Source organism: Bartonella sp. CR127HXZ, assembly GCF_042194555.1.
GTDB lineage: Bacteria > Pseudomonadota > Alphaproteobacteria > Rhizobiales > Rhizobiaceae > Bartonella > Bartonella grahamii.
The window spans coordinates 1-5,345 of sequence record NZ_JBHIMZ010000034.1; the positions used below are offsets into that span (position 1 = coordinate 1).

Genomic DNA, 5,345 nt, shown 5'->3' on the forward strand with positions numbered 1-5,345 from the left:
CCCACCATCTCAGTTTGTGTCTCAGCAATGGTTGATTTTTCTTCCACACGCACAAGGATAATTTGTGCCTCAATCCCCTGCGCGCGCGCAGCATTAATAACATCAAGAGCCGTGCCTCTTGCCCCAAGCTTTTGGATTTTCTCACCCTCATGCGTAAAGAGAAGAACAGGCTCGTTGAGGGGATAGGTCTGTGCATCAGCATCAGGGGCTGTGACAACCGCCCCAATGGCGGTCTGATCAAATGTTGCTAAAGGACGTGATTTTTTATATTGATTAACCCTATTGACCTTAAATTATTGTCAAATACATAGAGTTATTCTTTATTTTGATCTTTCCTTAATTCTGTAACGGGAACACCATTAATACCCCAATTGTCTGTCTCCACCTCATCAATCACTACAACAGTCGTTTTCGGATTTTTATTCAGAATATTAACTAATAATTGAGTTGCCCCTTCTATTAGTTGCCGTTTCTGTTCAGAGGTAACCCCTTCATTAGTAATTTTAATGTTTATGTAAGGCATAAGATCTCCATAATTTACAAATATTGTACAAAAAAGCTCAAATAAATGAACGCAAAAAGATTAAATATTAATACATAATAGCTATGCATTTTAAAGCTCGTATCCACCGGTGAAATATGCAGGCTACTGGAAGCAAAAATAGCATTTATCGATACAGGAGAAAGGAGTTGAGCTGCAATAAAGAAGCAAATCCAAACCAAATAATCCGTAACCCCATAAGTTATCGATGACCCTAGTAAGGGAAATGCCAAACTAAATAGCACCATAGGGTGAATTCCTGCTACACTGAAAATTGGCAATACGAAGAGAATACAGGCATAGCGCTGCCAAACAGAGAGTGATGCCAATGAGTGACTAAACGTCACCGGCAACAAAGGAATAAGCAAATCACAAGTAGATATTAGCAGACTACAACCTAGCAACAACAGAATTTCACTTGATATACTGCGTATCACTGCCACCAAAGGAGTCAAAAAATCAACACTGCGTGAACTCCCACGCTCAATGACATATAGAATGCTCGCCGTCAACGCAATGCTTTCTAGTGCATTCAACCTGATAACTGTCAACGCAACGATAAATGTTAGCCAGAACAATATCAAAAAAATCCAAATTCTTAATCTCTCTCCTTCTTTATTCGCTCTCCTCTCATCGCAAATAATCGGATTAGCTAGCGGTACAACAGGAGAAAGGCACAACAACAACAGACTGAATAGAAAAAGTGGTATCCCCAAAGCAGCGGATGTGAATATTGGTGTTCTAGGCATAGCAGAGAAAACTGTTGCTGCACCGATGCTGGTTGGCATCAGTACCATTGTGATGCTCATCATTCGCATCACAATAGCGGCCAAATGGCGAGAGGGAAAAACACTTTTCTTCAAGGCATCAATCATTAGGGGGATAACCCCCAAACTCATCGGCCAAGCTAGAAACGCAGTCAGTATCGCGATGGACAGGGTAAGCGAACCCTTTCCATAGCGCATCAACCGTTCAGAGAGAAATTCTGAAATACGCCATATATTCATCACATGGCGCAACAATCCCATGGCGAGTAATAGCCAAAAGACATCAGTAAAACGCACAAGCACAGTACTAACATCAGGAAAATGCCAACGCCATATCAGCACTAAAGTACAAGCCAACAGGATGACCACACCACTGCGTGCATTCCCCTTCAACCACCAGTATGGTATCGTCAAAAGCAAATAACCGAAAACAGTCACTCCAGCCAATGGAATAAGAAACCAAGTTCTCATTGAGATAGATATAAGAAAAATGAATAGCATCAGCATCGCTATTATAGCGGATACGAAGGACATGCGTATCAGGAAGCTTTTTACATCATCAATGTACATTAATTGTTGAATCTTTGACTGAGTGGCGATTAAGAAGCTGCTCGTACATGTCAATGACACAGTGCCCTGCATCCCGCAGTGCACGCGAATTAACTAAAGGTCTAGGCAAAATATATGTATAAAAATTGGCCCCCTCTACTGGATTACCTACCACCCATAATGTATTTTGTACTTGTCCTTTAGTATCTATAGGATGCTGCTGACAGTCAATATCAATACCACCAGGATGATATCCTTGGTTGATAAATGGCCGGATGATACCCTGAGCAGCCAAATTTTTGATAAAAGGAGACTCATCACGCAACGGAGAAAAACTATCAATCTTGGCCGTGATCAGCACATCTCCATCAACTGAACTGTTTTCATCTTGGAAAACAGACTGAATTTCGAAACGGCTAGTACTAGCATTGAGAACAAGTTTAGGTGAAGGTCCGCCAGCCAAAGTCACGATACCAGCCTCCATCAGAGCCTTCAACTCTTGGTTTCGCTGCATCGGTGGGCCGACAGAAATACGGTTAAAGTTTGGATTAAAATATTCAATAAAGTACTTGTGAGATGAAGACGTTAACCCGCAAAAATCAATTGCTGAACGTAAGATATCACGGACATCTCGTAGCACATCTGTAGCAGCTTTCACTGGGCCATCAACATTACCTGCAGCGGAAGAATGAAGATCGTCCTTCAAATGCTCCATGAAGAATCTTGTATAATCCTTCAAAGAGGCAAATATTTTATTTCGATGAGGATACAGCAACGCTTGAATACACTGCTCGTCTTTGGAAGTAACAACATAGGTTTCAGGGTCTAGCCAGTGCCCCAGCTGCGTACTTCGATAGACATAACACATTTCTTTAAGCAACAGAGGTAAAAGCTGCGTTTCGAAATCCAGCTTCGGAGAACCGTTAGCAATGCTGGATTGCTTACGCAGATGATGTATTGCATCGAGAGTAAGGAATGATGGTATGTATTGCCCACTACCACCCTTTTGATTAATCCCGCGACTACTAAAAGGCAATGTTTGACGGGAGAATAGAGCTATCTTCGGTTCTTTGCCGCTTGGCATGTAGCACAATTGTCCAGCATTTTCAGTAAAAGTCCCACCGCGACCGTAAGTCAATTGCGACAAGACATCATAGCTAGTTAATCCAATTCCCTGCACCAGCACACGAGACTGAGATTGTATAGAGTCCAACTTTTCAATTGGATAAGGATTCGAATAATAGTTCAAAAGCGCATTTTTCATTTGATGACCAGCCACAAACTGTTGCAGATTTTCATCATGCGATGAATATGTATTCTTACCGTGACCCGTGGTAATATAAACAAAATCTACACTGTAACGATAGCCATCTTCCAAAAGAATATCCGTTTTATTATCTTGGTGGATATAGAGATTGATAACTTTTTGTCGGATCTCCTTAATACGAATACCGGAAGGTAAATCTTGCGTGAGCTCTTGGTAAGCCCAAGACAGGTATTCCCCTAACAAACGACGTGATAAATAATCATTTTCTTTGATTTCTTTCCCAACATTATGCTCTGTACGAGAAAAAACACCGTTAATATTACGATAACCTTGTTGAATAGCCCATTGATAGAAATTCGGTCCCTTCCGAATAGGCCCTACACCCTTAACTGTATCATCACCAAATAAAGTAATCTGGCAAGCAACAGTGTTAACCAATAAATGATCTGGCTGATGCACACTATGGGTACCGGTTCCCATCTCATTGGGATCAATCAATAAAATATCAATGTTCCCAGAAAATGGATAATGGGAATAAAGTGTGAGCAAGCGTTCGAGAATACTGATCCCACGAGGACCAACGCCCAAAATAGCGACTGTAGAGTGAAGCATTCTTTAATCTCCCCTATTAGAATAATTTGACTTTCACAAAATGTTTCAAAAAGAACGTAATAAATTCTCTCGACTTTTTAGTGAAGATTGCGGGTTTATGAAACGCCAACGACCTTTTTACAAAGACAATATTGGCAGATTCCAGCAGCAGCAAAAAGCGCTACAGCACCACAGATAACGGAAAGCGCAATGGCATGTGAACCAAACTGTAAAAAACTCGTCAAGAGAGGTCCTAATATTTGGCCAAAACCGTAAGTTAAGGTAGCCAAGCCTAGCAGATTTATGCCATACGGCGCATATAAACGCTTAGCTAACGGCATAACTAGAGAGGTCGTCCCCATAAAAGTAAATCCAAACCCTATGCAACTGAGAACTATCAGTACAAGAGACTGGCTGAATAATGTCAGTAATACGCATCCTCCTTGGATAAGCAAATTGAGCATCAGACAACGTAATACCCCCCACCGATGGGCTCCCCATAACCAAATGAAACAACTAGGAACAATGGCTATTCCGACAAACGACCATAAATGGTTAGCGAGTAGTGGGAAATTAAATGTTTTCGCCATCAGAGGAAGATATGTCGCGACAATAATATAACCAAACCCAGCGAGCCCATAAATCAGAGCGAGTTCCCACCAAACGATATTTTCGTGTGCCAATGACTCATTACCAGCAAATTGAGACGCATCAACACGACGTGGAAATAAAATAAACAACAAGAGCAACAATACAACAGATATTAAACCAGCTCCAAACCAAATATTTTTCGCGTTCAGCGATTTACTCAAACCAATAATAACATACTCATTACCCAGTAGAATACCAACTCCCACACCTGCATAAAGCGAAGCAATAACCCACAGCTTGTGAGTATGCTGCATAACCGTAATAGAACCAAAAATCATCATTGCTGCACTCGCGATACCGGCAGCAAAGCGGATAAAGAAGACCAAGTAAAAGTTTGTTGTTAACGCCATGGCAAAAATAAGTGCACTCGTCACTATAGCTGCACCAAATAGCATGTAGGGAGCACGGGATATATTCCCAACTCTGCAAAACGAAAAAAACATACTCCCAACTAAATAACCGCCATAATTAGCGCTAGCTATATAAGAAAGTTGCTTAAAGGTAAACAATCCTTCATCCAACATAACTGGAAATACCGGCGTATAGAAAAATCGCCCAATCCCCATCCCCAAAATCATAATAATCATACCGAATACAGCGATTCCGAAACAACTCAAATCTTGACGATTATTTTTTCCCCCCATTACTCTAATTCCTTAACTAATAATTCGCTCATCCGCATTCTATCTCATCAATAGTAGCACTTATCTCAGAGAATAAAAGCCAATCTAGCCATTTGTTTAAGTAACCAGAGCAACATATTGAGCGATTATTGTCAACATTACTGGATCAGTTATATGCATTTCATCGTTTTACGCCCTGCTCCATGTATGCTCTTCTCCCTACAAAGCTTCTTTTTCAGAAAAATAATGGCTGTAATTAAGCAGCAATAACAACGAAGACATCAATAAGCACGCCCCCGTTCAGACAAAACAATATCCCCCAAAGCTACAGCTTCATCAGGTGCGACCAAAATATC

At 41.0% G+C, this 5,345-nt stretch carries 4 protein-coding genes and 1 pseudogene; all 5 read right to left on the reverse strand.

Features of this window, described 5'->3' with window-relative positions:
• A pseudogene (locus ACFIKY_RS08715) lies at nt 1-227 on the reverse strand (phage tail protein); the annotation flags it as partial.
• 86 nt (nt 228-313) lie between these two features.
• Nucleotides 314-523: a 2-hydroxymuconate tautomerase family protein gene (locus tag ACFIKY_RS08720; protein WP_015856802.1), complete on the reverse strand. Its 210-nt coding sequence runs from the start codon at nt 521-523 to the stop codon at nt 314-316.
• A 14-nt stretch (nt 524-537) separates the two neighbouring features.
• Nucleotides 538-1,779 (reverse strand): hypothetical protein, encoded by a 1,242-nt coding sequence (locus tag ACFIKY_RS08725; protein WP_375636591.1) that lies wholly within the window; start codon nt 1,777-1,779, stop codon nt 538-540.
• 88 nt (nt 1,780-1,867) lie between these two features.
• A complete protein-coding gene (locus tag ACFIKY_RS08730; protein ID WP_375636592.1) occupies nt 1,868-3,736 on the reverse strand; it encodes an FAD/NAD(P)-binding protein in 1,869 nt (622 codons plus the stop codon).
• A 95-nt stretch (nt 3,737-3,831) separates the two neighbouring features.
• Nucleotides 3,832-5,010: a YbfB/YjiJ family MFS transporter gene (locus tag ACFIKY_RS08735; protein ID WP_375661714.1), complete on the reverse strand. Its 1,179-nt coding sequence runs from the start codon at nt 5,008-5,010 to the stop codon at nt 3,832-3,834.
• Between the last annotated feature and the right edge of the window lie 335 nt (nt 5,011-5,345).